The 23,958-nt window shown below is 48.4% G+C and carries 18 protein-coding genes, 1 pseudogene and 1 riboswitch; of the genes and pseudogenes, 8 read left to right on the top strand and 11 right to left on the bottom strand.

Going from position 1 to position 23,958, the window contains the following annotated elements; all coding sequences use genetic code 11:
• Positions 1-23 precede the first annotated feature (23 nt).
• A complete protein-coding gene (locus NIT04_RS17250) occupies positions 24-494 on the bottom strand; it encodes a CtsR family transcriptional regulator (protein WP_252504741.1) in 471 nt (156 codons plus the stop codon).
• A gap of 530 nt (positions 495-1,024) precedes the next feature.
• On the opposite strand from NIT04_RS17250, the gene NIT04_RS17255 reads away from it, so the two are divergent.
• Entirely contained in the window at positions 1,025-2,551 is a 1,527-nt protein-coding gene (locus NIT04_RS17255) for an AbgT family transporter (RefSeq protein ID WP_252504742.1), read from the top strand.
• Between the two features lie 59 nt (positions 2,552-2,610).
• On the opposite strand, the gene NIT04_RS17260 is transcribed toward NIT04_RS17255, so the two are convergent.
• The 4 genes from NIT04_RS17260 to NIT04_RS17275 all read right to left on the bottom strand — a co-directional run bounded on the left by NIT04_RS17260 (position 2,611) and on the right by NIT04_RS17275 (position 6,365).
• Positions 2,611-4,287 (bottom strand): hypothetical protein, encoded by a 1,677-nt coding sequence (locus tag NIT04_RS17260; protein WP_252504743.1) that lies wholly within the window; start codon positions 4,285-4,287, stop codon positions 2,611-2,613.
• A 159-nt stretch (positions 4,288-4,446) separates the two neighbouring features.
• Complete coding sequence (bioB, locus tag NIT04_RS17265; RefSeq protein ID WP_252504744.1) at positions 4,447-5,451, bottom strand: biotin synthase BioB; 1,005 nt, start codon at positions 5,449-5,451, stop codon at positions 4,447-4,449.
• Positions 5,448-6,044 carry a biotin transporter BioY gene (locus NIT04_RS17270; protein WP_252504745.1) on the bottom strand — a complete coding sequence of 199 codons (597 nt, stop codon included), beginning with the start codon at positions 6,042-6,044 and terminating at the stop codon, positions 5,448-5,450. Before NIT04_RS17270 ends, bioB begins: the two co-directional genes overlap by 4 nt.
• A 141-nt stretch (positions 6,045-6,185) precedes the next feature.
• Positions 6,186-6,365, bottom strand: a complete 180-nt coding sequence (locus tag NIT04_RS17275; RefSeq protein ID WP_252504746.1) for a histidine kinase — start codon at positions 6,363-6,365, stop codon at positions 6,186-6,188.
• 114 nt (positions 6,366-6,479) lie between these two features.
• Positions 6,480-6,585: riboswitch (SAM riboswitch) on the top strand.
• Positions 6,586-6,905: 320 nt separating this feature from the next.
• On the opposite strand from NIT04_RS17275, the gene NIT04_RS17280 reads away from it, so the two are divergent.
• Together NIT04_RS17280 and metH are read left to right on the top strand one after the other, a co-directional pair.
• Positions 6,906-8,753: a bifunctional homocysteine S-methyltransferase/methylenetetrahydrofolate reductase gene (locus NIT04_RS17280; protein ID WP_252504747.1), complete on the top strand. Its 1,848-nt coding sequence runs from the start codon at positions 6,906-6,908 to the stop codon at positions 8,751-8,753.
• Positions 8,746-12,183, top strand: coding sequence for a methionine synthase (metH, locus tag NIT04_RS17285; protein WP_252504748.1), 3,438 nt, complete (start codon positions 8,746-8,748; stop codon positions 12,181-12,183). The genes NIT04_RS17280 and metH overlap by 8 nt, the downstream gene beginning before the upstream one ends.
• A gap of 241 nt (positions 12,184-12,424) precedes the next feature.
• On the opposite strand, the gene NIT04_RS17290 is transcribed toward metH, so the two are convergent.
• The 4 genes from NIT04_RS17290 to NIT04_RS17305 all read right to left on the bottom strand — a co-directional run bounded on the left by NIT04_RS17290 (position 12,425) and on the right by NIT04_RS17305 (position 16,071).
• Positions 12,425-12,679 (bottom strand): hypothetical protein, encoded by a 255-nt coding sequence (locus tag NIT04_RS17290; RefSeq protein ID WP_252504749.1) that lies wholly within the window; start codon positions 12,677-12,679, stop codon positions 12,425-12,427.
• A 196-nt stretch (positions 12,680-12,875) separates the two neighbouring features.
• The gene (locus tag NIT04_RS17295) at positions 12,876-14,309 is read right to left on the bottom strand and encodes a deoxyribodipyrimidine photo-lyase (protein WP_252504750.1); all 1,434 of its coding nucleotides are present in this window, start codon (positions 14,307-14,309) and stop codon (positions 12,876-12,878) included.
• Between the two features lie 176 nt (positions 14,310-14,485).
• A complete protein-coding gene (locus tag NIT04_RS17300; RefSeq protein ID WP_252504751.1) occupies positions 14,486-15,739 on the bottom strand; it encodes a dicarboxylate/amino acid:cation symporter in 1,254 nt (417 codons plus the stop codon).
• Positions 15,740-15,897: 158 nt separating this feature from the next.
• The gene (locus tag NIT04_RS17305; RefSeq protein ID WP_252504752.1) at positions 15,898-16,071 is read right to left on the bottom strand and encodes a hypothetical protein; all 174 of its coding nucleotides are present in this window, start codon (positions 16,069-16,071) and stop codon (positions 15,898-15,900) included.
• Positions 16,072-16,272: 201 nt separating this feature from the next.
• Between NIT04_RS17305 and NIT04_RS17310 the strand changes: the two genes are divergently transcribed.
• Positions 16,273-16,665, top strand: coding sequence for a thiol-disulfide oxidoreductase DCC family protein (locus NIT04_RS17310; protein ID WP_252504753.1), 393 nt, complete (start codon positions 16,273-16,275; stop codon positions 16,663-16,665).
• A 180-nt stretch (positions 16,666-16,845) separates the two neighbouring features.
• Positions 16,846-18,492, top strand: coding sequence for an S-layer homology domain-containing protein (locus tag NIT04_RS17315; protein WP_252504754.1), 1,647 nt, complete (start codon positions 16,846-16,848; stop codon positions 18,490-18,492).
• 47 nt (positions 18,493-18,539) lie between these two features.
• Here NIT04_RS17315 and NIT04_RS17320 read toward each other — a convergent pair whose 3' ends face one another.
• Together NIT04_RS17320 and adh are read right to left on the bottom strand one after the other, a co-directional pair.
• On the bottom strand, positions 18,540-18,908 hold the full coding sequence (locus NIT04_RS17320) for a DUF779 domain-containing protein (protein WP_252504755.1): 369 nt from the start codon (positions 18,906-18,908) through the stop codon (positions 18,540-18,542).
• A gap of 44 nt (positions 18,909-18,952) precedes the next feature.
• Complete coding sequence (gene adh / locus NIT04_RS17325; protein WP_252504756.1) at positions 18,953-20,494, bottom strand: aldehyde dehydrogenase; 1,542 nt, start codon at positions 20,492-20,494, stop codon at positions 18,953-18,955.
• Between the two features lie 287 nt (positions 20,495-20,781).
• Here adh and NIT04_RS17330 point away from each other — a divergent pair, with 287 nt between their 5' ends.
• The 3 genes and pseudogenes from NIT04_RS17330 to NIT04_RS17340 all read left to right on the top strand — a co-directional run bounded on the left by NIT04_RS17330 (position 20,782) and on the right by NIT04_RS17340 (position 23,834).
• A complete protein-coding gene (locus tag NIT04_RS17330) occupies positions 20,782-21,942 on the top strand; it encodes a S1C family serine protease (protein WP_252504757.1) in 1,161 nt (386 codons plus the stop codon).
• 206 nt (positions 21,943-22,148) lie between these two features.
• Positions 22,149-22,874: a gamma-glutamyl-gamma-aminobutyrate hydrolase family protein gene (locus NIT04_RS17335; RefSeq protein ID WP_252504758.1), complete on the top strand. Its 726-nt coding sequence runs from the start codon at positions 22,149-22,151 to the stop codon at positions 22,872-22,874.
• Positions 22,861-23,834, top strand: a pseudogene (locus NIT04_RS17340) (dipeptidase). The gene NIT04_RS17335 and the pseudogene NIT04_RS17340 overlap by 14 nt, the downstream one beginning before the upstream one ends.
• Positions 23,835-23,958: the final 124 nt, after the last annotated feature.

Raw genomic sequence — 23,958 nt, forward strand, 5'->3', positions numbered from 1 at the left:
CTGCACCTCGTATTCGTCGAATTCTATTCAAGCTGCCTATAGATGAGGGTCTTGAGCATTGCCTGTAAAACCCGTGCCCGCATGAGATCTCGTTCCGGCAATGGGTATTGGAGCGTCGTCCGGTCCACCGCAGCCAAGATGAGCCTCGACTCCCTCTCCGAAATTACTTCCTCATTCAACAGCCTATAGATGATTCCTTCGGCCATCGTGTACGTCGCGCCTTGTTGGATTCCTTCTAAAATATGTTCAATCAATTCCTTATGCGAATTCGTCTGAACGCGGTAAATCCGGATATACCCTCCCCCTCCACGCTTCGATTCGACGGCATATCCACGTTCTACAGTAAAGCGGGTGTTAATGACATAATTGATTTGCGAAGGAACGCACTGAAATTTCTCTGCGACTTCACTCCGTTTGATTTCTACAGTCCCGCTATCTTCTTTTTCGATAATCGCCTTTAAATACCCTTCTATAATGTCGGAAATGTTTCGCATGATGTCACCTCTTTTCTTCCGGTGTTAAGCCATTGACTTTGACTATCTTTGACTTAATTGTACATGAAAATACATCTAGCGCGCAATTGATATGTATTTATCACTTTTCATGTTTAGATTGGAATAAAACGGGTAATAAACTAGTTGAGGATTTTGTGCACCTCTTCTTCCTCTTCATGGAGTTTCGTTTAAAAGGGCAGATGAAAACGATTGAGGCAAACAGTCGTTTTTCTTCGCATCGCGCAGTCTGTCCTTTTGAACAAACTCTTATAATTAAAATTTCTTCTAACGGTTGATTTCCGTTCCAATCAACAGGGCTTGCTATCAAACAAAATATTAATGTATACAAAAAAAGTGACCCATTTCTAGATTAAATAGAGAATGGGTCGCTTTTTTGTCGAATTTCATTAAATAAAGCTCAAATTGTCCTAAAAACAACAGTTACCTAATTAATATGAATATAATCATATTGTCCCTTACTCTTTAATAAGTTACAGTGTAGAAGAGTCATATGAAGGAGGTATGGGAGAATGAATTCAGCTAAAATGCGCAATAAAGGGTTGTTCAACAGATTTCTAGATTTCATCGAGAAATACGGCAACAAATTGCCTGACCCCGTAATGTTGTTCGTTTACATTGCCGCACTTATTTTAGTTTGTTCAGCGATTTTCGGCGTCCTCGGCACATCAGCTATTAATCCTGGAACCGGCGAAGTGGTGAAAGTCGTCAATTTGCTGAACGGTGAAGGCCTCATTATGATCTTATCTAATTTGGTGAAAAACTTTGCGAGCTTTCCACCCCTCGGCCTCGTCCTCGTTGTTATGTTCGGTGTAGGGTTGGCAGAGTCAACCGGTTTAATCGCCACAGTCATGAAGACGACTATTTTGAACGCTCCAAAGAAAATCATCTTGCCGACAATCGTGCTTGTCGCAATTTTAGGGAATGCTGCTGCTGACGCGGCTATGGTCGTTTTGCCGCCCATTGTTGCGATGATTTTCATTGCGCTTGGCAGACACCCGATTGCAGGGCTTGCAGCCGCCTATGCATCTGTTGCGGGCGGATTTTCAGCAAACCTTATTATTAATGTGTTGGATCCTCTCATATACGGCTTCACAGAAATCGGTGCACATATCTATGACCCTACCTATTCAGGAAATCCCGGGATGAACTACTACTTTTTAGCGGTATCCACTTTAGTTTTAGTGCCTGTAGCAGTTCTTGTCACAACTAAAATTGTCGAACCGCGACTTGGCAAGTATGGAGGGGAGACTGAAGTATTAGAAGAAGTTTCATCTTTAGAGAAGAAGGGGCTACGATGGGCTGCACTTTCAGTCGCTCTCATTATCGGCATTGTTTTAGCTCTTTCACTTCCTGCAAATGGGCTTTTTCGCCATCCTGAAACAGGAAGTTTAACGACCTCGCCATTGATGGATAGCCTTGTTCCATTAATGATGATCCTTTTCCTTGTGCCATCAATTATTTACGGAAAAATCGTCAAGTCTTTAAACAACTCAAAAGACTTTGCAGATCATTTGGCGAAGGCAATGTCCAGCATGGGCATGTATATCGTCATCTCTTTCGCAGCAGCACAGATGATTGCATACTTCAATTGGAGCAATCTCGGCCCAATCGTAGCCATCAAAGGGGCTGAGTTGCTGGAAACATTAGGCTTGCAAGGTCTGCCACTGTTCATCGGCTTCATTATCGTCGCTGCCCTTATCAACTTCCTAGTTGCCAGCGCGTCCGCAAAATGGGCGATTCTCGCACCTGTTTTCGTACCGATGTTCATGATCATGGGATATAGTCCGGCATTGACGCAAGCCGCTTATCGTATCGGTGATTCCATCACCAACCCGATTACACCAATGCTTGCATACTTCGCCATCGTTCTGACATTCGCGAAAAAGTACGATCCAAAAATCGGAATTGGCACTTTCATGACCTCGCTTTTGCCATACTCAATCGCATTTGCAATCATGTGGATCATCCTATTCGCAGTTTGGTACTTGCTCGGCATCCCATTAGGACCACAAGGCGAGCTGTTTTTGAATAAATAATCAATACTAAATGTCCATAAGTAAAGGCAGCCCCCGATATTTCGGAGGCTGCCTTAATTTTATTCAATTGTAGCGTTCTTCATTTCCTTGACCGGTAGGAAGAGCTCGCCTGTTTCGTAATATGTGATGGCGAGATGGTCTCCTTCTTGGATGTAGATTGCTAACGGAACGGCTTCGGTGGAGACGATGTAGTTCCGCCCGTCGTCGGCAAGGATCGACACGATTGTGGCGTCGCCGGCGCGTTCCTTATAGACTCGGACAACGTTGACAGACGCTTTTCCTTCCTCGGCGTTCGAGCTGCCGTCGACTGTGCTTCCGCCGCGTTGCAATGCTGTTTTATACAGCCTTAACGCTTCGTTCGGCGAGTTGGCGTAAACCGAAATTTCTGGGTTCGCCGCCGAGACGATGAAGTAGTTTTGCAGGAAGCCGTTCGAGTCAAGTACCGGCGTCAACCAGCTCGCTTCGCCATAGAAGTTATAAAGCACCGGCATTTCCCCGTTCCATTTCTTCTCGATGAATTTCTTCTCGATAATTTGAAGAGCGCCTTGTGAATCCATATAAGACTCCTCAAGATTGCCAGTATAGTAAGTCGCCTCGCCCGTGCGGCCATCTGTCAATGCATAGCCGAGCATCGAGTCGACGCCTTCTCTCGGACTTGTGAAATCAGTAAAATAATACATATGACCGTTTTCATCGAATACCGGGCTGACATTCGATTCCGTCCCTTCGTCCGAAGGCAGCTTCACGTCCTTCTTCCCGACGATCGAATTCCAGAATCCGTGGACGTACTTTCCGAAATAGCTGTTTTGAAGGCTGACCGCTTCCGGCGAAACCGCCCCGTCGATGAATTCAGGGACTTTCGAAAGCGGATATTGATTCACTTCCCCAGTTCCCGGGTCGACCATGACAATTCCTTGTACATCGAATCCATTCCTCGCTGAAATGAAGTTTCCGTAGGAACGGATATAATGCGGCTTGCCTTCGTCATCGATTTCAAGCTGCACATCGCCGTAAAAGATGAGGTCCGGCATCGCCATCCGCATATGACGCTCCACTTGTTTATGAAAATATGATGAAGGGGTATACGCCATTTCAGTTTTCACGAACTTCGGATTATCCGCTGAATCGGTCGCACTCATCGTGAAGTAGCCAGGGGTCGTCTTCCCGTTCAGCCATTTGAAGAAGCCCGAAAACTCGACGGGTGCGATGTAGACGAACTTCCCATCTACCTTTTGGATTTGCAAGTTGCCAAGCTCATAATAGCTTGTATTCGGCACTTGACCGAATGCCTTCTTCATTTTATTCCGGGCGAATTGGGGTGGAACGCTTGCAGGCGTCTTCGTTTCGTCGAACGCCTTGATTTCAACCTGTTGGTCCATTTCCACCGCTATATATTTTTCATTCGCATTGAAAAGCGGCGCACAAAGGATGAACACACTGCCTGCTAATGCCGCCAAGAAAAGGACAATCTTAGCGCTTCTTTCCTTTCCGGTTGCCAGCACGACGCCCGCTAGAGTGGCGATGAGAGCTAGCGCCCACAAAGACGTCCAATTCCTGTCCAAATTTGAAACGTAGTAAAGTGCAAACGTGAGAGCCGCCATGAGCACAACAGTCGCTGACAAGGCTGCGATACGATTGAAGACAGGCTGCCCCTCTTTGGAGACCGACGTCAGCGGCACGATAATCATCGCGGAAACAATTCCGGCAACGAGTGAGAATAGGAGTAAATTTATCATCTAAACACTCTTTTCTATTAATATTAAACCTCTCCTATCTATACGGATGAAGCAGCTAAACGATTCATATATTTAATCATGATTTTGAATCCTTGAAAAAGGGCGATCCTTCAAGTTGATGTGCACCAACTTGAAGGATCGCCCCTTGTATTTATTCGATTAACTTGTCACCGGTTGTTTCGCTAACGGCTCCATATCGATTTCAAATCCTAGGTCCTCGAGCATTTGCCTGTCCCGGTCGCTTTCCTGCCCAGCTGTCGTCAAATAGTCGCCGATAAAAATTGAATTTGCCGGATAGAGGCCGAATGGTTGAAGCGAGCGCAAGTTCACTTCGCGGCCGCCCGAAATCCGGATTTCCTTCGTCGGATTCATAAAACGGAAGAGGCAGAGCACTTTCAAGCAATAACGCGGCGTCAGCTCATTCGTTCCTTCAAGTGGCGTCCCATCCACCGCGTGCAAAAAGTTCACAGGAATCGAATCGGCATCCATCGCATACAGGCTGCGCGCCATTGCAACAACATCCTCTTTCGTCTCCCTCATGCCGATGATCACACCGGAACAAGGAGAGATTCCCGCTTCCTTCGCCAGTTCCACCGTATTCACGCGGTCATCATACGTGTGAGATGTCGTAATGCTCTCATGGTGAGCAGCAGATGTATTAATGTTGTGGTTGTATCGGTCGACACCCGCTTCTTTCAAACGTTTTGCCTGTTCCGGTTTCAACAGACCGAGACAAGCACATACGGTCATGTCGCTGTATTTTGCCTTAATTTCCTTGACGGAATCAATGACGATGTCAAGCTCACGGTTTAGCGGCCCTCGCCCGCTAGCGACGATACAATATGTGCCTGCGTTCACAGACGCCGCACGTTCAGCCCCCGCCACAATTTCTTCCTGCTTCATCATCGCATATTTTTCAATCGGCGCTTTTGAGACGATCGATTGTGCGCAATATCCGCAGTTTTCCGGACAAAGACCGGATTTTGTATTAATGATCATGTTCAACTTCACTTTATTTCCATAATAATGCTTGCGAATCTTATAAGAAGCATGCAGCAATGGAAGCAGATCATCATCCGGACAATTTAATATAGAAAGCGCATCCTCATCCGATAAACTGCCGCCAGACAGCACACGGTCCGCCAATTCCATAAAAATCGTCAATGCGCCCGCCTCACTTTCAAAACTTTGTACATCCGATGGCCGAAGAATCCGGCAAGAATCGACAAGAGAATGTCTTTCGGCAACGGCGGAACCATCCAGGCCCAAGCCACTCCATAGCTGAATGCGTCAGGTGCTGCAGCCCATAACTTATAGGCAGCATACATCCAATTCGTCCCGAATAAATAATTCACACACATCGCAACTAAAGCTGCAATTACATAGCTTCGCAAACTTCCATTTCTTTCAACAATCTTCCCGGCAATATACGCAACGAGGATGAAGGAGACGATAAATCCGAATGTCGGAAAGAGAACCGCACTGAATCCTCCCTGGAATTTTGAGAAGACCGGCGCCCCTGCCAAGCCAACTGCCATATAGACTGTCATGGAAATCGCGCCGAGACGGCTTCCAAGAATTAATCCCGCCAAGACGGCGAAAAATGTTTGCAATGTAATCGGCACGCCGCCGATGACAAGAAACGGCACAAACGATGTAATATTCGCCCCGATCATCATCAATGCCGCAAACATACCACAATAGACGAGGCTGAGCGCACTCATCCCTCTTTTCGTATTCACTGTAGCTGTTGTCATAGTCCACCTCATAATTTAAGTTATCTTCAATAGAATAAAAGTTAACTCAAATTGTGTCAACCTGATTTTTATTTCAGTTAACCAAACATCTGCGAATAAAAAAACCGATAGCATCATTCGCTATCGATTCCTGTATCAACGCTAGTTGTCTTCACTTTTCGGGAATAAAAAATGGGCGAGTATTCCGCTTAGGACGGCTGCGCCTATCGTGATCCACATTCTCGACATGCCCGGAACTTCTTGAAAGTTTTTATGGAGCATCCACCATGCAATTCCGGCAACAAGGAGTGCAATCGGGACGGAAAATTTGAAAATCCTCAACAACTTCACCTTCTACCTTTTATTCATAGGCCCATTCTATCACAATTCACCTATTGACGTATCCAATATTTAACGATATGATGTTTTAAATTATTCAAACAACTGCATAACAAATTCTTATCGAGAGAAGCTGAGGGACTGGCCCGTCGAAGCTTCAGCAACCAGCCGTTTCGGTCAGGTGCTAATTCCAGCAGGTCCGTTTCGGCCTGGCAGATGAGAAGAAGCGAGAATTCACTATCCAAAGCCTTCTTTTCAGCGAAGGCTTTTTTATTTTTCAGTCCTGTCGAAATTTTTCGCATAGAGAGATGCGTTTTTGAGTCTTTGGAGAAGGTTATGCGCAATTTCGAGCATTTATGCGCATTTGGCAGCGTTTATGCGTCTTTTGATGGTTTTATGCGTGTCTGGCGACGTTTATGCGCTTTTGGGAAGATTTATGCGTATTTGGAGCCGTTTATACGTTTTTCCGATGGCAACATGCCGGATTGGTGTACAAGGGATTAGTAGGTTAAGGGATATCGATTGAAGAGAGGATGATTTCTTATGAGATTGCTTGATCGGTTAAAAGATAATGTACTGGTGGCGGACGGGGCGATGGGGACGCTGCTGTATTCATATGGCATTGATTTTTGTTATGAAGAATTGAACGTTGAGAAGCCTGAAATTATTGAGAAGATCCACCGCGAGTATATCGATGCGGGGGCGGATATCATCCAGACGAATACATATGGTGCTAATTCTCTCAAGCTCGCCCGTTACGGTATGGAGCATCGGGTAAAGGAATTCAACGAGGCGGCGATCCGGATTGCGAAGCGTGCCGCGGCGCCTGGCAATCAATTCGTGCTTGGGACAATCGGCGGTCTGCGCGGCATCCGGAAAAGTGACGCTTCGCTAACCGAAGTGCTGACGATGGTGCGTGAACAGGCTGACGCTTTGCTTTCCGGCGATCCCGACGGACTGTTGCTAGAGACATATTACGATTTTGAAGAATTGTCGACGGTCGTTACCGAGCTGCGGAAACTAACGAATCTGCCGCTCATTGCGCAAGTCGCAATGGATGAGCCCGGTGTCTTGCAAAATGGAATGAATCTCAATGACGCGCTTCATCAGCTGGAAGCGTTAGGAGCGGATGTCGTCGGCGTCAACTGCCGGTTAGGTCCGTATCATACGATCCAAGCATTTGAAAAAGTGACGATTCCGGAGCGAGCGTTCCTTTCCGCAGCTCCGAATGCAAGCTTGCTCGATGTCGAGGATGGACGGATCGTTTATGCGTCCGAAGCCGATTATTTCGGGCGTGCAGCAACCCTACTCCACGATGAGGGCGTCCGCCTGATCGGGGGATGCTGCGGAACGACGCCAAAGCATATCGCCGCCGCGAAAAAACAGTTGGCGGGACTGCCGCCGGTCACGAAAAAAATCGTCACACCTGAAAAACCGATTATCATCCGGGAAGCGGAACCTACAAAACACGTACCGCTTCATATAAAGGCCAAAACGCAAAGGACAGTCATCGTGGAACTAGATACGCCCCGCCATTTGGAGACAGAGCAATACTTCATCGGCGCGAATGAATTGCACGCAGCCGGTGTCGACGCCGTCACATTGGCGGACAATTCCCTCGCCTCCCCTCGCATTAGCAATATGGCGATGGGGTCGATGTTGAAGCATGAACATCATATCCGGCCGCTCGTCCACTTGACGTGCCGCGACCATAACTTGATCGGGCTGCAATCCCATTTGATGGGGCTCGATGCGCTTGGAATCCATGACATCCTCGCCGTCACGGGAGATCCGACGAAAGTGGGCGATTTCCCCGGCGCGACGAGCGTCTATGACGTCTCCAGCATGGAGTTGCTGCAGCTCATCAAACAATTGAACGAAGGGATTTCCTTCACGGGCAAGCCTCTTCGAAAAAAGGCGAAATTCTCGGTCGCTGCAGCGTTCAATCCGAATGTCCGCGTTCTCGACCGTGCTGTGCAGCGGCTCGAAAAGAAAATTGAGTGCGGGGCGGATTATTTCATTACACAGCCCGTCTATACGAAGGAGAAGATCATCGACATTCACGAAGCGACGAAGCATTTGGATACGCCGATCTTCATCGGCATCATGCCGCTCACAAATATTCGGAATGCCGAATTCCTGCACCATGAAGTGCCGGGCATCAAACTGTCCGAAGAGGTGCTCGACCGGATGGCCGCATGCGGGGATGACCGTGAAAAAGCGACACAGGAAGGCATTAATATAGCGAAGGAACTGATCGACACAGCAGCGGAACTATTCAACGGCATCTATATCATTACGCCGTTTCTCCGCTATGACATGTCTTTGGAACTCATCAGCCATATAAAAGAACTTGACGGGAAGAAGGAGAGGAGTATTGTCCATGCCTAAACATCCAATCGAACAACAGCTAAAAAACAGAATCCTCATCATAGACGGAGCGATGGGCACAATGCTGCAAGCGGAAGATCTCTCGACAGACGATTTCGGCGGAGAGGAATACGATGGCTGTAACGAATATTTGAATATCCTTCGCCCCGATATCCTCGATAAGATCCACCGGGCCTATTTGGAGGCGGGAGCGGATATCATTTGCACGAACACATTCGGAGGCACCCCCCTCGTACTGGACGAATTCAGCCTCGGCCACCGGGCTTCTGAAATTAATAAAAAGGCTGTGGAAATCGCGATAAAATGTGCAGCCGACTACTCGACACCGGAGTGGCCGCGTTACGTCGCCGGCGCAATCGGTCCGACAACGAAGACGCTTTCCGTCACAGGAGGAATTACATTCGACAAGCTTTCTGACGATTTCTATGTGCAAGCAAAGGCATTGATCGAAGGCGGTGCTGATCTTTTATTGATGGAAACGAGCCAAGACATGCTCAATGTAAAAGCGGGGACAATCGGGATCAAACGGGCTTTCGACGAAACAGGTATCGAGCTCCCTGTCATGATATCGGGGACGATTGAACCGATGGGAACGACTTTGGCCGGGCAAAGCATCGAAGCGTTCTATATATCGATTGAGCATATTAAGCCGCTGTCAGTCGGATTGAACTGTGCGACAGGTCCGGAATTCATGACGGATCATCTGCGCTCACTTTCCGATCTTGCGACGAGCTATGTCACGTGCTATCCAAACGCCGGATTGCCTGACGAAGAAGGTCATTACCATGAATCGCCTGAATCCTTATCCTTGAAGCTGAAAGGATTCGCGGAAAAAGGATGGCTGAATATGGTCGGCGGCTGTTGCGGCACGACCCCTGATCATACCCGCGCGCTCCGTGAAGCGGTTGACGGTCTCACCCCGCGCCAGAAGCCTGAGAACGGGCATGACCATGCTGTTTCAGGCATCGAACCGTTATTATATGACCCATCGATGCGCCCGCTGTTAATCGGCGAACGAACGAATGTCATCGGTTCAAGGAAGTTCAAACGGTTGATTGTCGAAGAAAAATTCGAGGAGGCTTCCGAGATTGCACGTGCTCAAGTGCGCGGCGGTGCTCACGTCCTAGACATTTGCCTTGCGAATCCGGATCGTGATGAGCTTGAAGACATGAAGAACTTCATGCAGGAAGTCGTCAAAAAGGTGAAAGTGCCTCTTGTCATCGATTCGACGGATGAAAAGGTCATCGAAGAGGCGTTGAAGTTCTCCCAAGGAAAAGCGATCATCAACTCCATCAATTTGGAGGATGGCGAAGAACGATTCGACGCGGTGATGCCTCTCGTGAAGAAATTCGGCGCTGCTGTCGTCGTCGGGACGATTGATGAAATCGGAATGGCAGTGTCGCGCGAACGGAAGCTTGAGATTGCGGAACGCTCCTATGATCTCCTTGTGAACAAATGGGGAATCGCTCCTGAAGATATCATTTTCGATCCGCTCGTGTTCCCTGTCGGAACGGGTGATGCACAATACATCGGTTCGGCAGTTGAAACGATCGAAGGCATCCGGCTGATCAAGGAGAAAATGCCGCGGTCGTTGACGACGCTCGGCGTGAGTAACGTTTCCTTCGGGCTGCCCCCTGTCGGCCGTGAAGTACTGAACGCGGTGTACTTGTATCATTGCACCCAGGCGGGACTCGATTACGCGATTGTCAATACGGAGAAGTTGGAACGGTACGCTTCCATTCCGGAGAATGAAATAAAACTTGCGAATGATCTTCTGTTCACGACAACCGATCAGACGCTTGCGGATTTCACGGATTTCTACCGGGATAAGAAGAAAGAGAAGACCGAGGACGATATTCCGAAGACGGTTCCTGAACGGCTCGCGTATTACGTCGTCGAAGGGACGAAGGAAGGCCTGATCCCTGACTTGGAGGCGGCGCTCGAGATGTATGATTCGCCGCTCGAAGTCATTAACGGACCGTTGATGGAAGGGATGTCGGAGGTCGGCCGCCTGTTCAACGATAACCAACTGATCGTAGCTGAAGTATTACAAAGCGCGGAAGTGATGAAGGCTTCGGTTTCATTCCTCGAGCAGTTCATGGAGAAGAAAGAGGACGATTCCGGTAAAGGAAAAATCATTTTGGCTACGGTCAAAGGGGATGTCCATGACATCGGGAAAAACCTTGTCGACATCATCTTGAGTAATAACGGGTACCGCGTCATCGATATTGGCATTAAAGTGACGCCAGCGACCCTCATTGACGTCATCCGGAAAGAGAAGCCGGACATTATCGGGCTGTCCGGATTGCTCGTGAAGTCTGCACAGCAAATGGTGCTCACCGCCCAAGATTTCAAGGCGGCAGGCATCGACACGCCTGTCATGGTCGGCGGCGCTGCATTGACACGAAGATTCACGGAGACGAAGATCGCACCGGAATACGATGGGCCGGTCATCTATGCGAAGGATGCGATGCAAGGACTCGACCTTGCCAACCGGTTGCAGGGCGGAGACAAAGAGGCTTTGCTGAATGAACTCGTGGAAAAGCAGGAGAAGCGTATCGAATCAGAGGCGATTCGTGCGACGCGGGATACCGCGGTTGCCGTATTACCGAGGCCAGTGAAGACAGTGCGGGAAGATGCGCCGGTTTTCGTCCCATCGGACTTGCGTAGACGTGTCCTTAGAGATTACTCAGTCTCGCATTTGTACCCTTACGTCAATATGCGGACGCTGATCGGGCATCATTTGGGGTTGCGCGGCAATGTCGATAAGATGCTTTCGAATGGCGAGGAGCGTGCAGTGCAGCTTCATGAAATGGTGACGGGCTTCCTGGAATCCGGCAATCTCTCCGCTTCCGGCTTGTACCAGTTCTTCCCCGCGCAGGCGGACGGAGACGATGTGATCATATATGATCCGGAAGACGCGAAGACGGAAATCGAACGCTTCACGTTCCCCCGTCAAAGCAAGGAGCCGTTCCTCTGCCTCGCCGACTATTTGAAGACGGTGGAAAGCGGTGAGATGGACTATGTTGCGCTCATGCAAGTAACGGCGGGACACGGTGTACGGGAGTATGCGAACAGGTTGAAGGCGGAAGGGAAATTCCTCGAGAGCCATGCGTTCCAAGCGACAGCGCTTGAATTGGCGGAAGGATTCGCCGAGCGTGTCCACCAGGAAATCCGTGATCAATGGGGATTCCCGGACGCCACCGATTTCACGATGCGCGACCGGTTCGCTGCCAAATACCAAGGTCAGCGCTTCTCGTTCGGCTATCCGGCTTGTCCGAACCTTGAGGATCAGTCTAAACTCTTCGGGTTGCTGAAACCGGAAGACATCGGCGTCCATTTAACCGAGGAGTTCATGATGGAGCCGGAAGCATCGGTATCGGCCATCGTATTTGCGCATCCAGACGCGCGGTATTTTAATGTGGATTGACTTGTTGGTCGCCTCCTATGTGGGGGCGGCTTTTTTTGGATGGGGTTTGGACGTGGGGAGTGGTGTTTTGGACGCGTGGGAGGTTGGTTTGGGCGCGGATGGCGGTGCTTTGGACGCGCGGAGGATTGCTTTGGACGCGGAGAGCTTTATGTGTCTGCTTCTCTCCACCGTCGCGATTCAAAAAAACAAAAAAGCTGTCCCGCTGTCGAAGTGCTCGACGCCGGAGACAGCTGTATTGCTGTTAGAACCCTCTTCTCCCAAAGCCGAAGAAGCCTCTGCCCCTTCTACCGAAACCAGGCCCTTGTCCAGGGTATACCGGCGCGCCCATTACGGTTTCCGTTGTCTCAGTAAAATAGTGCCGCGGCGTGATAACAGGATGCTGCCTATTGACGTTGACAATCGGATGAATATACGGTTGTTCAACTGGGAAGAATTGGTCATTGAAGCGACATTGTGTCGGGCAAACGATTGGTTGCAGTTGGCTCATTGGCATCATCCGGTTTCCTCCACAAAATCCTCCGCACTGTCCTCCACAATGTCCTCCACAGTGTCCGTGTTGCATCATCATCTTCACTCACCCCCCTCTACCTATTACATGTGAAAAAGACCGGGACATACGGGCGAGCGACCATGGACGATATGAATTTCACTAGTTATTTGTTCTGTGTGCTTGTCTTCCCCTTCTCCTCAATCTATTTCCCTTTCACTTGCTGATAAGCTTCCAATGCACGCTTCCTCGCAGCGGCGTGATCGACAATCGGTAAGGGATATGTCACACCCATTTGAATGCCCGCCTCTTCTAACACGGACGGTGGCGCTTCCCACGGCCTATGGATATACGGGGCTTGCAGACCGGAAAGTTCCGGCACCCATTTCCGTATATACTCGCCATCCGAGTCAAACTTTTCACTTTGCAAGAACGGATTGAAGACTCTAAAGTAAGGTGCACAGTCAATGCCGCATCCTGTTATCCATTGCCATCCCATTGCGTTGTTGGCGGTGTCAAAGTCGAGGAGCGTATTTTTGAACCAGTCGTAGCCCTCTCCCCACGGAATCAACAGATGTTTGACTAAAAACGAGGCGGTTACCATTCGTACACGGTTATGCATCATACCTGTTTCCCACAGTTCCCGCATACCGGCATCGACGAGCGGATAGCCCGTCTGCCCCCTTTTCCATTTCATGAGTTGCTCAGCTGTGCCTTGCCAAGGAAAGTCTGCAAATTGCTTCCGCAATGGGATCCGAATAATGTCTGGGTAATGAATCAGTTGATGGTAGGCAAAATCACGCCATATCAATTGTTTAAGAAAAGTATCAATCGATCGATGAAACTCTATTTCCGGCATCTCCTCATATACTCTTTTCGCAGAATGCCACATCGCCTTCACACTAATGTTACCTGCAGCAAGATAAGGAGAGAGCATAGAGGAAGAACCGCTCGAAATGAGGTCCCTCTCTGTTCCGTAATAAAATATTCCATCATCAGAAAACTGTTCCCATTTCTCAACCGCCGCTTCCTCCCCGGGCTCCCAGTACTCGTGGAATTTCTGATGCCACGGATGTTTATCCAACATGCGTAACTGATCCAAGGAAAGTGTTTCAATCTTTCGGTCTGTTCCTTTCATCCCTTCTGGAACAGGCAGCGGGCGGTCTACAGTCTCCTGCAAACACCTCTTCCAAAAAGAAGTGAACACTTTATAAGGTTCGCCTAGTTTATTCACAAGATCGGGATTGAATAAAAGGAGTCCGTGGAATGTTTGCACCTCCATCCCGATCGATTCGAGCTGTGCTGCAATCCTGCTTCCCTTCGTTCTCTCAGCAGGCTCATAGCGTTCATTGAAATAAACGGCATCCGCACCCGCTTCTTCCATTACTTCGACAAGCGCATCAAACTCATCTCCAGATTTAATAAAGAGCTTCAAGCCACGTGCCTGAAGCCCCTTTTCAAGAGATGCCACCGAATGGTAGAGCCACCATAAGGAGGCTTCACTCTCCGCGTATGCCTGCTTTTCTTCTTCTGACCAAATGAAGACAGGAATGACAATTCCCTCTTCGGCCGCCTCCCATAACGCAGGGTTATCATGTAACCGAAAATCTTTACGGAACCATACAATTGTCCGTTTCATCTATCTCATCCTTCTCGGCAAGCGTCAATTCTGTTCGTGCAAGACGCCGTCTGTCATATTCATATTATACACTTTGTCACATTAGCCTATGTATGGCTACCTTAAGCAAAAAGCTGTCCGGAAAATCAGTCTAAGCTACTTTCTGGACAGCTCTCATGTATGCTTTTGCCGATGAATCAGATAGTCTTTGTACTAGCTAGCACCCGGCCATCATCCGGTTCGCCGAGGACACCCTCCGTCTGAGCAACGACAACTGCGCAAGCTGCATCTCCTGTGATGTTGACGGCCGTACGCACCATGTCAAGCAGTCGGTCGACCCCTAAGACGAGTGCAATTCCTTCGACAGGTAGACCGACAGATGTCAAAACCATCGCCAGCATGATCAGCCCTGCACCCGGCACGGCGGCAGTCCCAATGCTGGCAAGGACTGCGGTAAGGACGACGGTGAGCAATTGTCCCATTGACAGTTCAATGCCATAAGCTTGGGCGATGAAAACAACTGCCGCCCCTTGCATGATTGCCGTTCCGTCCATGTTGATCGTCGCGCCTAAAGATTGTGTGAAAGAACTGATCGACTCCGGCACTTTCAGCCTCTCCTGCGCAGTCTTCATGGAAATCGGAAGCGTTGCCGCGGAGCTCGCCGTACTGAAGGCGACGACCTGCGCCGGAAAGAAGTTCTTGAAGAACCAGATCGGATTCCGTTTTCCGAGCAAGGACACCGTGCCCCCGTAGACGACGATCGAGTGGATGAGAAGAGCGCCTAGGACAACGCCCATATACATCCCCATCGCCTGCAGCGCGTCGAATCCTTGACTGCCGACTGCTGACGCAATCAAGCCGAAAGCTCCATATGGTGCAAACTTCATGACGAAGGTGATGAGATACATAATTAGTTCATTCGCCTGCTCCAGCAATTCGGTGACTCGCTCCACCCGCTTGCCGAGCATTGCGATCCCGAATCCAACTAAAGCTGCAAAGAAGATGATTTGCAGCATATTCCCTTCTGCCATTGCAGAGACCGGATTCGTCGGGATGATACCCAGCAACGTATCCATGACTGGCGGTGCTTCTGCCGCTTCATAATTCGCTCCTGACGTATCAAAGTTTCCTCCTGCACCCGGCTTCAGCATGAGTGCCAAGGAGAGGGCAATGACGATGGCGATGGCAGTTGTAGCCAAGAAATATCCTATCGTCTTCCCTCCAATCCTTCCTAGCTTCTTAGGATCACCTATGCCTACCGTTCCAAGCGCGATGGAAACAAAGACGACCGGGATGACGAGCATCTTCATAAGGTTCAGGAAGATGCTTCCTAACGGCTTGAACAGGTACTTATCCATAAATCCGAAAACTTCCGGGGCGAACAAGTTCAGAATTAGTCCGACAACGACACCGGCAATGAGGGCAATGATAATATTGCGTGCTAACTTCATGGCGATTCCTCTCCTCCTTCGGAAGCAATAAAGTGAAAATGCTCTCTTTTATGCTATCTGTCTATCTATCCCTTATTTTTAAAATTTTGAAACTTCGTTTCTTCTAGTAATAAAAAAGGGCAGTCCCCATTGATTGGAGACAGCCCTGTTACACTTTATTATTGGTAAACTCGCGGCAATTCTTTCGGATCAAATCCCGCAGCTTCTTTCACATTCTTTGTATACTGCGGATAATGGACAGGTGAACCTTCGTCAATCATCTCGAGAGATGCGATGAAATCAGGGTCCTGCCTCAGTTCCATTTCGTACGGATCAATGAATACGCGTTCCATTCAATCACTCTCCTTTACATGTTACCCAAGGCAAATGTGACAGGAAATGAAGACGACAACCGTAATAGAAAAGCTACGGCATCCTCTCCCGATATTACTATTATACCAAATTTTCTGTATTACGTAAAGAATCATAGATTGCGTTTCTTTTTGTTCAATAAGGATATAATAATACTAAGCATGTCGGAAGGAGCCACTACGATGAAACGAATTGTATTATTCGATGGAGAATGCAACTTTTGTAATTCAAGTGTGCAATTCATAATAAAACGTGATCCTGCTGCCCACTTCCTTTTTTCTTCATTGCAAAGCGAAACCGGCGAAAAGTATGTGAAGCAATACCAAATTCCGGATGATGTCGATAGCATCGTATTGATTGAAAACGGAAAGGCGTACACAAAATCTTCCGCAGCACTCCGTATCGCAAAAAAGTTGGATGGCTTATGGCATCTCTTGTTTCTATTTATACTCGTCCCACGTAAAATCCGTGACGGCTTTTACGACTATTTTGCGCGCAACCGCTATCGGTGGTTCGGCAAAAATGAAGGTGCGTGCATGCTTCCTTCTCCGGAAGAAAGAAAACGATTTATTTAACAATATTCCGGCGCTTCCTCTTTTATGAGAAGCGCCTTATTTTATTTCCGAATAACTTCTGAGGAGCGGACATACATTTGGAGAACAGCTAGGAGTTTGTCCCAAGTCGACTTATTCACCGCGTTGAAAGTTTCTCAATTGTCAGGTAAAATGTAAAAAACAGTTCTAAAGGGAGGAAATATGGGAAAAAAGTTCATATGTAATCTGTTCGCTCTGTTGGCGCTCGTACTGTATGTGGGAATGGCTCCCCTTCAAATTGTAAACGCCGACACTACTGTCGAGCATAGTGCAAACGAAGTTGCCGCACCGACGTGGGTCGCCTCCGCGAGTTATCTCGCGTTAGGGGATTCGCTCGCAGCAGGGATGGACCATCTCGGTAAAATGGGTGAAGGCTATGCCGATTACCTGGCAGGCACTCTGGAAGAAACAGGGCTATTGGATTCGTTCAATAAAACATTCGCTGTGCCTGGCTATACGACTAAGGATGTACTGAAGGACATCGAAGCAAATGTGACGCGGAAAGATGCTGACGGCAATTCCATCCAACTGCATGACGCGATTGCCAAAGCAGACTTAGTCACGATCAGTGCCGGCGCGAACGATGTGCTTGCGCATGTGAAAATTGATCCGTCGACGTTTGCTCTGACGTATGACGAGAAAGCGCTTCAAATGGAAATTAAGCAAGTGGGTCTAAACTTGATGCAGATCATTACAGCAATCCATAAGATTAATCCTGACGCGCAAGTGTATGTGATGGGCTATTACAATCCTTATCCTCACCTACCTAAGGAGATTCAACCTTTGCTCGCACAGCTGTTGGACGGTGTGAATAAAGCGATTGAGACGGCAGCGCAATTGCCGAATGTCGATTGGGTGGAGACTGCCGATATCGTTGCAAAGGATTTCAAAGTCAATTTGCCCAATCCGCAAAATATCCACTTAAGTCCTGAAGGCTATCAGATTGTGGCGGAACAGTTTTGGAATAAAGTACAAGCTGATTATCCTTGGATACCTGTCGATGCTTTTGTAGCCGATGAAGTGACAACGGATTCTGTCACGCTCGCTTGGAAGCCGGCGACGTCTAAAGGTCAGATTGCGACGTATGATATTTATCTCGGCGATGAAAAGGTCGGATCTGTTGGAGGAGATGTGTTTACATTCACGGTCGGGGATTTGGAAGAAAATCAATCGTATGCATTTTCTATCTTGGCGGTAGATGAAAACGGCATGAGCAGCGAGGATTCGCCTTCCGTCACAGTGACGACGAAAGCGGCAGCCTCATTATTCAACGATATTCAAGGTCATTGGGCCGAAGAAGCGATTGAGCAAGCCGCTTCACTCGGGATTTTCAATGGATATGCGGATGGATCGTTCAAGCCGGATAATGGATTGACCCGGGCGCAAGCGGCTTCAGTTTTCGTGCGGGCACTGAACTTGCCGGCCGCAGACATTTCGGTGCCATTCGATGATATCGGCGATTATGCCGCAGCGACGCAATCCGATATTCAAACGGCATTTGCAAACGGCCTCGTCAAAGGTGAAAACGGTCATTTCAAACCGACGCAGAATGTGAGTCGTGCACAGTTGGCGCTAATGGTATGGCGTGTAGCTATCGGTGAACTCGGCGGCGCTATGTCTGAGTCCAATTCATTCACTCCTCCGACTGATATGGGTGATTATGACGCGGAGACGGTCCATGCAATTGCAACGATGAGCGGACTCGGTGTCATTTCGTTGGAGGATGGAGCTTTCAAACCGACTGAACAAGCGACGCGCGCATTTGCTGCGAGTCTGTTGACGAAATTATTGAGTCTATCCAATCAGTAATTTGAAAAAGGTTCCGGACACCTGATCGGTTGTCCAGAACCTTTTTGTCATGCCTTGGAAGCTTGCTGAATTTGTTCATTTTCCTCCGACGTAAAAGCTCGGGACCGTGTAAGAAATCGCTTCCCTTCCACCCCCTCCAAGGAGAACATACCTCCCCTGCCTTCCACGACGTCAATGATCAGCTGTGTATGCTTCCAATACTCGTATTGGTTTTTATGCATGTAGAAAGGCGTCCCTCCGATATGTCCGAGAAGGACGTCCTGATCTCCGATGATCAGGTCGCCTTCAGGGTAGCACATCGGGGAGGAGCCGTCACAGCATCCTCCCGATTGGTGAAACATCAATGGGCCATGCTTTCCCTTCAATAATTCAATCAACTCCAGAGCGGCGTCCGTTGCAAGAACGCGTTCGGGCATCGGCATTCCTCCTTTCATTCGAAAATCAGAAATCCCTCTATTAATTAAAAGAAGCCTAATTTGTCTTCGCTATAGCTGACGAGCATATTTTTCGTCTGTTGGTAATGGGACAGCATTTGCAGGTGGTTTTCACGTCCGATTCCGGATGCTTTGTAGCCTCCGAAAGCGGCGTGTGCCGGATATGCATGGTAGCAGTTCGTCCAGACGCGACCTGCTTGGATGCCACGTCCGAAGCGGTATGCCGTGTTCATGTCGCGTGTCCAGACGCCCGCTCCTAGGCCGTATAATGTGTCGTTCGCAATTTCCAACGCTTCTTCCTTCGTCTTGAATGTCGTGACGGAAACGACCGGCCCGAAGATTTCCTCTTGGAAGATACGCATCTTGTTATTCCCTTTGAAGACAGTCGGTTTGACGTAATAGCCATCCGCCAGCTCTCCTCCGAGCTTGTTCTGCTCTCCACCAGCGAGGCACTCTGCCCCTTCCTGTTTCCCGATATCAAGGTACGAAAGGATTTTCTCCAATTGCTCCGTTGAAGCTTGTGCGCCCATCATGACTGTCGGGTCGAGCGGGTTGCCGGTTTTGATCGCTTTGACGCGCTCGATTGCACGCTCGATGAATTTGTCGTAAATGGACTCCTGGATTAATGCACGTGAAGGGCATGTGCACACTTCACCTTGGTTCAAGGCAAACATGACGAAGCCTTCAATCGCTTTATCCAGAAATTCATCGTCTTCCGCCATGACGTCCTCGAAGAAGATATTCGGCGATTTCCCGCCAAGCTCAAGCGTCATCGGAATCAAGTTCTGTGATGCATATTGCATGATGAGGCGGCCAGTCGTCGTCTCGCCTGTGAATGCGATTTTACCGATCCGCGGGTTCGACGCAAGCGGCTTGCCCGCTTCGAGACCAAAACCGTTGACGATATTGACGACTCCTGCAGGCAATAGATCCTCGATCAATTCCATCAATACTAAGATGGACGCAGGCGTTTGCTCAGCCGGCTTCAGCACGACGCAGTTCCCGGCAGCGAGCGCAGGTGCAAGCTTCCAAACCGCCATCAAGAGCGGGAAGTTCCAAGGGATGATCTGACCGACGACTCCAATCGGTTCATGGAAATGGTACGCCACTGTATTATTGTCGATTTGGCTGACGCCGCCTTCTTGCGATCGAATTGCCGAAGCGAAATATCTGAAATGGTCGATTGCGAGCGGCAAATCGGCATTCAGCGTTTCGCGAACCGCTTTACCGTTCTCCCATGTTTCCGCAACGGCAAGCATCTCAAGATTCGCTTCCATGCGATCAGCAATTTTCAACAGGATATTCGCCCGTTCCGTAACGGACGTTTTCCCCCAAGCATCTTTCGCAGCATGGGCTGCATCTAGCGCAAGCTCAATATCTTCCGCAGTCGAACGCGCCACTTGCGTAAACACTTTGCCCGTGACTGGCGTTGGGTTGTCGAAATACTGTCCATTCACTGGGGCTGTCCATTTTCCGCCGATAAAATTATCATAGCGTTCCTTAAAATTCACCTTAGCCCCTTCTGTGTTCGGAAATGCATAAACGTGATTCTCAACAGCTTGTACCATGTTCCATTCCTCCCTATTCTTTAAAGATTGCTATAGTAAGTGCAAAAATTGCACACAAAGCCACCATATGCAGAAGCATGCAGCGCCATTCAATTTGAATGCGCTTACATTTATTAAACGAAGAGTCTGTTAATTCCATTCTATCTGACTATATAAATTATTGCAAGTTACATAGATTAGATTTTCATATGAGAGCAATGTTTACCGTTTGTTCATTCCGCCGTAATAATTTGTTCATACTTTCCTTTTACAATGAAAATAACAAGAACAAGGAAGGGGTTTTAGTTATGGATAGTTCATTCGGCAAACGTTTCATCTCGTCAGTCGGAGCGGGCATTCTCGGTTCTGCGCTTACGTTGGGCGTTGTGGCGAACACAGATATATTGCAGGCAAAGATAGTTAAGGAGGAAACAGCGGCTATGACGGAGAGTTCGTCCTCGACTCGGAATATCGTCCAAACTTCGGCGAATGCCCCCACTACCCTTTCCGATATGGTGGAGCATGCATCGAAAGGGATTGTCGGTGTATCAAACTTTAAAAATAACGGCAACCGGTTCGCCGGCAGCTCCGAGCTTTCGGAATTCGGAACGGGCTCCGGAGTCATCTATAATATCGATGGCGACGATGCCTATATCGTGACGAATAATCACGTCATCGAAGGTGCAGGCAAAGTCGAAGTGACTTTGCAAGGCGGCGAAAAGGAGACTGCGGAGCTGATCGGAAGCGATGCATTGACCGATTTGGCCGTCTTGAGAATCAGTAGCAAACAAGTCGACACCGCCCTTGAGTTCGGGGATTCCGACACACTGCGGGCAGGCGATTCGGTCGTCGCGATCGGAAATCCGCTCAGCCTGGATTTTTCCGGCACCGTCACACAAGGCATCATTAGTGCGCCATCACGTTCTATCGATGTGAAAACAACTGCAGGCAACTGGGAAATGAACGTCATCCAAACCGACGCAGCCATCAATCCCGGCAACAGCGGCGGCGCCTTACTGACGCCGGATGGTAAAGTCATCGGCATCAATAGTTTGAAAATCGCGGAAAACGGCGTGGAAGGCCTCGGATTTGCCATCCCGAGCAATGACGTCGTCCCATTGCTTGAAGAAATCACGAAGAACGGAAAAATCGAGCGGCCTTATATCGGTGTCAGCCTCGCGGACTTGGCCGACGTTCCGTATATGTATGTGCAAAACCTTCCACAAGAAGTAAAAGGCGGCGTGATGGTCGCAAGTGTCGACCCGACATCTGCTGCGGGGAAGGCGGGATTGAAAGAGCAGGACGTCATCACCGCGATTAACGGAACCGACATTAACAACTCAATGGAGCTGCGAAAATTCCTTTATTCCGAGCTTTCGATTGGAGACAAAGCGACGCTCACCGTTTACTCAGGCTCCCAAAAACGGACGGTTGAATTGACATTGACGAGCAATTCGCCTGTCGACTAAATGAACAAAACGACTAAACACCTTTGCTAGTTATATGTTTAGCAGAGGTGTTTCATATTCATAGGTCTTTCTTTCATATTCTTCTTTGAAATCATCTTGAAAGGCTCTTTCACGTTTGATAAAGTTAAAACAACTCATTCGTCTGACTATTCTGATGGGTGTAGGTGTATACTCAGAGGCTTTCACTAAAAGAGGGGGATTGAGATTTGAAACCGGTCATCGGCATTACTTCCAACATAGATTCAACTGCACATACGCTCCAACACACTTACATCCAAGCAGTCATTACTACAGGAGGTATACCTCTTATCATACCGACAGGGGTGGAAAGTGACGTACAGCAAATTACCACGCTACTCGATGGTTTACTAATCACAGGCGGAGGTGATATAAATCCTCAACTATTCGATGAAGAGCCTTTGCCGCAACTTGGAAACGTGACGCCCGAAAGAGACTCGATCGAATTGGAACTGACGAGGTATATGCTCGCTTTGGATAAACCGATTCTTGGAATATGCAGAGGTCACCAAGTGCTGAATGTCGCTTTCGGCGGAACGCTTTACCAGGACATCACCTCGCAAATCACTATTCCGGTATTGCAGCACGATCAAAAGGCGAAGAGGGATCACCAATCACATACGGTCCATATTGAAAAAGACACTATCCTCAAGTCCATCGCGACTTCCGACAAAATCTTGGTGAATTCTTATCATCACCAAGCGTTAAAGGATGTCCCCTCTCCGCTCATCGTATCTGGAAAAGCAAGCGACGGCATAATCGAAGCGGTTGAAAGTACAGATCACCTTTTCGTCGTAGGCGTACAATGGCACCCTGAGGCTTTGATGCAAAATGCCGATCAGGTTTCCATGCGCTTATTCAACGCTTACATGAAAGCTTGTGTTGAGAGGATGGTTGCCGTTGAATATCATTGACCTGCACTGCGACGTACTGGCTAGAATGCATAAAGCAAAAGGGAAAATTACATTTAAAGATTCCACTGATCTCGATGTCACTTACGAAAAACTGAAACAGGGCGGAGTTCTAATCCAAGCTTTCGCCATCTTCATTTCACCATCCATCAAGTCGGACCAAAAATTCCAGGCGGCACTCGATCAGATCCATTACTTTTATACCGAAGTGATTGGCAAAAATACGAATATGAAGGCGCTGAAATCGTGGGATGATTTTGATCGGCTTGAAAAAGGGCAGATCGGTGCGTTTCTTACGCTCGAGGGTGTCGATTGCATCGGAAATGATATGCAGAAGCTGTCGATTCTACGTGAACTTGGTGTCCTTTCGATAGGATTGACGTGGAACAATGCGAATTTAGCTGCGGATGGAGTCGAGGAAGAGCGGGGTGCAGGCTTAACGGCGTTTGGTAAAGAAGTTATTCAATTTTGCAATGAAAATAGCATTCTCTCGGACGTTTCCCATCTCAGCGAAAAGGCGTTTTGGGACGTTTTGGACTTGGCCCACTTTCCAATTGCGAGTCATTCCAATTCAAAAACAATTTGCGATCATCCTCGGAACTTGACGGATGAGCAGGCAACGCATTTATTCAAAAAGAATGGACTGATCCACGTCATTTATAATCCGCCTTTTGTTACCGAAAGAGGTTCCGCTTCCATCTCCTCATCACACATATTGACCACTTCTGCTCCCTTGGAGGCGTCCGGCAAATCGGATTAGGTTCCGACTTTGACGGCATCACTGAAAAAATCATTGGTCTTGAAGATGCCTCGATGCACCCCGCCTTGATCAACGAGCTATTGGCAAGGTTTAGCGAGGATGAAGTGAAAGGATTTGCATACAAGAACTTCCTTGACCACCGCCCAGGCAGGAAGACCGTTCCACTATACTATTCAGGGGATGGAGTGTTCTTTCAGAGATAGTAGTTTTTTGTGGTAACGATTAATATAGTTGAATAATATTCTCGCCCGCTTAGATGATTGCTAAGCGGGTTTTTCTTCTTCATTCCGTTATAATCATAGAATAGAGAAACCTTTACTTAGGAGG

The sequence above is a fragment of the Sporosarcina sp. Marseille-Q4943 genome (assembly GCF_943736995.1).
In the GTDB taxonomy this organism is placed as follows: Bacteria; Bacillota; Bacilli; order Bacillales_A; family Planococcaceae; genus Sporosarcina.

What these genes read in the sequence shown, in the direction of transcription:
- NIT04_RS17250 (WP_252504741.1), bottom strand. Translation starts at nt 494, where the DNA reads ATGCGAAACATTTCCGACATTATAGAAGGGTATTTAAAGGCGATTATC.
- NIT04_RS17255 (WP_252504742.1), top strand. Translation starts at nt 1,025, where the DNA reads ATGAATTCAGCTAAAATGCGCAATAAAGGGTTGTTCAACAGATTTCTA.
- NIT04_RS17260 (WP_252504743.1), bottom strand. Translation starts at nt 4,287, where the DNA reads ATGATAAATTTACTCCTATTCTCACTCGTTGCCGGAATTGTTTCCGCG.
- NIT04_RS17270 (WP_252504745.1), bottom strand. Translation starts at nt 6,044, where the DNA reads ATGACAACAGCTACAGTGAATACGAAAAGAGGGATGAGTGCGCTCAGC.
- NIT04_RS17280 (WP_252504747.1), top strand. Translation starts at nt 6,906, where the DNA reads ATGAGATTGCTTGATCGGTTAAAAGATAATGTACTGGTGGCGGACGGG.
- metH (WP_252504748.1), top strand. Translation starts at nt 8,746, where the DNA reads ATGCCTAAACATCCAATCGAACAACAGCTAAAAAACAGAATCCTCATC.
- NIT04_RS17290 (WP_252504749.1), bottom strand. Translation starts at nt 12,679, where the DNA reads ATGATGCCAATGAGCCAACTGCAACCAATCGTTTGCCCGACACAATGT.
- NIT04_RS17295 (WP_252504750.1), bottom strand. Translation starts at nt 14,309, where the DNA reads ATGAAACGGACAATTGTATGGTTCCGTAAAGATTTTCGGTTACATGAT.
- NIT04_RS17300 (WP_252504751.1), bottom strand. Translation starts at nt 15,739, where the DNA reads ATGAAGTTAGCACGCAATATTATCATTGCCCTCATTGCCGGTGTCGTT.
- NIT04_RS17305 (WP_252504752.1), bottom strand. Translation starts at nt 16,071, where the DNA reads ATGGAACGCGTATTCATTGATCCGTACGAAATGGAACTGAGGCAGGAC.
- NIT04_RS17310 (WP_252504753.1), top strand. Translation starts at nt 16,273, where the DNA reads ATGAAACGAATTGTATTATTCGATGGAGAATGCAACTTTTGTAATTCA.
- NIT04_RS17315 (WP_252504754.1), top strand. Translation starts at nt 16,846, where the DNA reads ATGGGAAAAAAGTTCATATGTAATCTGTTCGCTCTGTTGGCGCTCGTA.
- NIT04_RS17320 (WP_252504755.1), bottom strand. Translation starts at nt 18,908, where the DNA reads ATGCCCGAACGCGTTCTTGCAACGGACGCCGCTCTGGAGTTGATTGAA.
- adh (WP_252504756.1), bottom strand. Translation starts at nt 20,494, where the DNA reads ATGGTACAAGCTGTTGAGAATCACGTTTATGCATTTCCGAACACAGAA.
- NIT04_RS17330 (WP_252504757.1), top strand. Translation starts at nt 20,782, where the DNA reads ATGGATAGTTCATTCGGCAAACGTTTCATCTCGTCAGTCGGAGCGGGC.